At 61.1% G+C, this 4,331-nt stretch carries 5 protein-coding genes and 2 pseudogenes; 3 read left to right on the top strand and 4 right to left on the bottom strand.

From position 1 onward, the window contains the following. The 3 genes and pseudogenes from AC0L3I_RS36600 to AC0L3I_RS36610 form a co-directional block, all read left to right on the top strand. The coding region (locus AC0L3I_RS36600; RefSeq protein ID WP_473530186.1) for a hypothetical protein at positions 1-333 on the top strand (333 nt) is incomplete at its 5' end. Between the two features lie 454 nt (positions 334-787). Then, positions 788-1,051, top strand: a complete 264-nt coding sequence (locus AC0L3I_RS36605) for an isochorismatase family protein (protein WP_473530187.1) — start codon at positions 788-790, stop codon at positions 1,049-1,051. Between the two features lie 111 nt (positions 1,052-1,162). Continuing rightward, a pseudogene (locus AC0L3I_RS36610) lies at positions 1,163-1,802 on the top strand (DUF6766 family protein). Between the two features lie 24 nt (positions 1,803-1,826). Here the strand turns inward: AC0L3I_RS36610 and AC0L3I_RS36615 are convergent. From AC0L3I_RS36615 to AC0L3I_RS36630, 4 genes and pseudogenes are all read right to left on the bottom strand, one after another. Continuing rightward, the gene (locus AC0L3I_RS36615) at positions 1,827-2,036 is read right to left on the bottom strand and encodes a KTSC domain-containing protein (protein ID WP_473530188.1); all 210 of its coding nucleotides are present in this window, start codon (positions 2,034-2,036) and stop codon (positions 1,827-1,829) included. A gap of 11 nt (positions 2,037-2,047) precedes the next feature. Continuing rightward, positions 2,048-2,242 carry a hypothetical protein gene (locus tag AC0L3I_RS36620; RefSeq protein WP_473530189.1) on the bottom strand — a complete coding sequence of 65 codons (195 nt, stop codon included), beginning with the start codon at positions 2,240-2,242 and terminating at the stop codon, positions 2,048-2,050. Between the two features lie 233 nt (positions 2,243-2,475). Continuing rightward, positions 2,476-3,639 carry an extracellular catalytic domain type 1 short-chain-length polyhydroxyalkanoate depolymerase gene (locus AC0L3I_RS36625; protein WP_473530190.1) on the bottom strand — a complete coding sequence of 388 codons (1,164 nt, stop codon included), beginning with the start codon at positions 3,637-3,639 and terminating at the stop codon, positions 2,476-2,478. Between the two features lie 148 nt (positions 3,640-3,787). Beyond that, positions 3,788-4,331 (bottom strand): annotated as a pseudogene (locus AC0L3I_RS36630) (hypothetical protein); the annotation flags it as partial.

Consider the following 4,331-nt stretch of genomic DNA (forward strand, 5'->3'; position numbering starts at 1 on the left):
TCCAACCTATCTCAGCATGGTGCGGGAGCCGCGGTGAATACTTCGCTCGGGTGTTTGTCAGATTTCCAGAAGGTAACGGCGCTGTCCCTGTGCGTGCCCTCAATCTGCTCGTCCGCCACGTCGACGTTGCAAGGCATGGATAATCACTTCGTAAACGCTTCCGATCTCTTCGTCGATGTCGCCACTGGCGATGCCTTGTGCACCCGCGGCCTTCATGGCGCTATCAGCCAGGTCGGTTACTACCAACACTGGATCACCGATCGCGCCCTCAGGCATATGCTAGAAATCCAGCGATATAGAAAATCAGCGCCGCGCGTGCTCATGACGCTCTAATATTGCTGCGCCGATTCGGTTCCGGCACTAACATTTGATATAGGCTGGGTTCGTATATCCGCGTACACGGCCCGTATGGGCAAGATCAAAAGCAATCCCGACCCCGCCTCCGAGAACCACTCGTATGAGGTTGAATTCTTCGCGCAAAAGCATGGTCTCTCACTGAAAGCTGCGAAGGTCATTCTTTATTCTAACGGGCCTTCGCGGACTATGTGTGACGCGGCGGCGAAGGCGTTCGTTGCGGCCGTTGCCGCGACGCGCAATGAACAAGAAACACCTCGCCTCCCCGTGAATGCTCAGAATGCTCGAGGTCCGGAGACAGTTCGCAGGTAGAGGCTGAGTTCCCTCGGTTCGAGCGTTCTCTTTTGCTTTGCGACTGGGCTTGGCTCATTGCCCTCGTCGCGCGGCAGAGAGTTCTGCCTACGACTCAGACGCTCAGGTCACCCTTGCCAACATGGATGCCGGCCTCGTCGATCTGATGCCTTCTCTGGCGCGGTTCGTGCCGCCGGCAAGAACGCTCGACAAGCATGTCTATTCGCCGTGGACTGAAGGCCGGCTCGACGCGATGCTCAATGGGTCAGGGATCGACACGCTGGTCATCACCGGCGGCGAAACCGATGTCTGCGTGCTTGCCACGGTCCTCGGCGCCATCGACCGTGATTTTTCGTGTCGTCCTTGCGACCGATGCCATCTGCAGTTCGGTCGACCAGATGCATGACGCACTGATGGAGCTCTACCGCTCTCGCTTCAGCGAGCAAGTCGAGGCGGTGAGGATTGAAGAGGTTCTGGAGAACTGGCGCTAGCCGAAGGCTCCGTGGGAGACAAGATCATGAGAACCATATTTCGGGACAACGGGCTTACGATCGCCCTGGTGGCGATGTTCCTGTTCAGCGCACTCGGCATGATCTGGTCGGGGCATTCTGCCTACAATGAAGAACTTCGTGAGCATGGCTCGGCAGCGATCGGACTGTTGGCTTATTTGAAAAGCGGCGACTTCCTCTCGGCGCTCTTCGAAAACTGGGAAAGCGAATTCCTGCAGATGTCGGCCTATGTCATGCTGACTGCAATGCTGTTCCAGCGCGGTTCCGCCGAGTCTCGTGATCCCGATGATCCCAACCGGCCCGAGGACGAACTTCCGACCGCCACCCGCAGGCGCAACCCGATCCTGTCGTGGCTCTATTCATACTCGCTGGGCTTGGCGCTGGCCCTGCTGTTCATCATCTCATTTGCCTTGCATTGGTGGGCGAGCCTGGCGGCCGCGAACGAGGAGGCGCTTCGGCACGGCGGCGAGGTTCAATCCCTGGGAGACTATCTTCTCGACGCCCAGCTATGGTTCGAGTCCTTTCAGAACTGGCAGTCGGAATTCATGTCGACGGCCGTCCTGGTCCTGCTGTCGATTTTCCTACGCCACAAAGGGCTCACCGGAATCAAAGCCAGCCGGCGCGTCAAACTCCGAAACCGGCGCATGAGTCTCCGCGTGCAGGCAACGATCGCTATGCTTCGGCAATCAGGCGGTGCCGGAAACGGTCGCGAAAGTGGTCGTTGAAGAACCGGCCCTTTACGAAGGCGTTTCGGAACGCCGCATAGGTCTCCGGCGGCACAGCCTCGTAGTCATAACGCCTGCCGCTCGCGACGAACCACACCGAGAGAACCCTTGTCTCCGGATCGTACTCGGTCTTGCGGATTGACGTTGATGGATACACGATAACGGCCTCTATACGAGCGGCATTGGCATGTAGCGGGTGATCACCGTGTCCTGCCGGAACCGCCGTTCTAGCTCTGCGCGCCGTTCGCGCCAGTCCGGCAGGTCGATATCATCCACCATCACTTCGAAGATGACGATATCATCTTTGCTGGACTGCTCGCCATCCTGCCAATGACCTTCCGCAAGCGCCTGCAGATAGGCCATGACGCCTTCGAAACGGCTGGCCAGGGTCTTCCTTCACACGGTCGAAATCTTTCCGGCCAAATGGGCGACCGGTGTCGTCCGCGCGAGGAAGCAGGATCTGGACGAGGTGCATGGCGACTGCTCGCTGAAAAGCGGTTACCAATTCCAAAGAACGACGCGTTCCCTTGCCTGGTCGGAGCCGCTTGACCTTCGCGGGCCGGCGAGACAGCCGGCGAGCGATTTGCGCCGCCCGCCTAGCGCATCAGGCCCGCTGCCCGCAGGGCATCCTCGATGATCTTCTTCACGCCGGGCTGGCCCGATTCCGGGTGACGCGGGAACTGATGGATGGCAGTCGACTGTGGGGGCTTCGTCTTCGCATTTTCTATACCTGGCGCCGGTGACTGGGGTAGTGGCGGTTGGTTGACGGGCACTTGCGGCCTCGATTTCCGGGAGGCGCTTTCCTCCGTTGCCGAGATCCCCCAGAACTGCGCGATCTCGCGTGTGGAGGAGATGCCGACATCAAGCATATAAGGTCCCGGAGCGCCCAGGCCGTTGCCGAGCGGCGTGCCATGGCCCATCCCGGCGATCATGTTGATTTCGATCAAGGCCTCTCCCGCGCCGTTACGCCAGACTTGCTTTGCGTGCGATCCGGCAACTTCGCGACGCGTCGGCGCTTTCTCAAGCCGGTGGACTCCCCGCCATTGGCCTGCGATCGCTTCCGCGTTGGAAGGCGAAACCGTGTGGTCAGCAGCACCGTGCCAAATCGAAATCCTCGGCCACGGTCCCTGATGATCCGATGCGCCGCGGAGGGCCCGTTGCAAATCCTGTTCCGAAGGACCGCCGTGGCCCCGCATGCGATCGAAGGCCTCCGGGATTGTCGTTGCGCTGCCGTAGGGCAGGCCGGCGATTAACGCACCGCCGGCAAACACTTCCGGATAGGTCGCCAGCATGGCCGCCGCCATTGCGCCTCCGGCCGAGAGGCCGGTGATGAAGATTCGCCTTCGGTCGAGGTCGTGGGTGACGACCATCGTCTCGATCATCTGGCGAATCGAAAGCACCTCGCCCGAACCACGCTTGGTGTCGCCAGGCTGGAACCAGTTGAAACAGAGGTTCGGGTTGTTGCCGCGTTGCTGTTCGGGAAAGAGCAGCGCGAAGCCAGCCTCGTCGGCGAGTTGGGACCAGCCGGAATGATGGTTATAGCCGACCGCGTTCTGTGTGCAGCCATGCAGCACGACGACGACTGCGGCGCCCTTGAATAGGTCATTGGGAATGTAGACCTTCGCTCCCAACCCGCCGGGATTGGTACCGAAGTCGGCCAGCGTCCGGAGTTGGTCTGACGCACCGAGGTCGGCGGGATGTACGGCATGTCGCGCCTGCAGCGCGGAGAGGCGGGCGATGGTGTCGGAGATTTCTCGCAATGGGCCGTCCCTGTTCTGACGCCCGGAATGGACGGCAATCTGTGCAACGCGTGGGCAGCAATATCGTTGCTGCACTGCACAATAACAAGAGAGCGTGGCGGGAGATAGAGTCCGGCCGATCCTCTCGGTCGGCCGGGAGTAGACGTCTTCAGCCTCGACTTGCTGTGAGATAGAGCGCGTCTTCTTCGTCGTCGCGCTGCTTGCCGCCTAACGCTGCTGCTGCGCTGGCGATGAACGCACCGATGATGAGAGAAAGCGCGCCAACCAGCGCGAAGGTGGCGCCGGCTTTTCTAGCTGTGTCGGCTGCTTCCTGTGCTTGGACTTTGGCCGCCTCGACCTGAGCAAGCACCGCATCAACCCGGGCAGTAGCATCCGCTTGCGACAAGCCAGTGCGAGCGGCCACGAGTTGGCCTAGATAAGTCTTGTCGTCGGCCGAGACTTCGCCGGCCGCCGCACTCGTAATGAGGATGCGGGAAGCTTGTGCGGCTGCTGTCGCATCGCCCTCCGCGCCCGGCGCCGCCAGCCTGGAAGGATCGGTCGGGCGGAACAGCGCATCGACGAAATACGAAGTCGCGTCGCTGCCTCCGTCGTTCCCGGCGTTTGCGGTCGCCCCTGCTCCCGAGGCCACTGTCGAGGCCGCCTTGACGCCGGTGCCGATTGCCGCGGACAGCGCCGAACCGAGCACGAACACG

The sequence above is a fragment of the Mesorhizobium sp. WSM4840 genome (assembly GCF_055811755.1).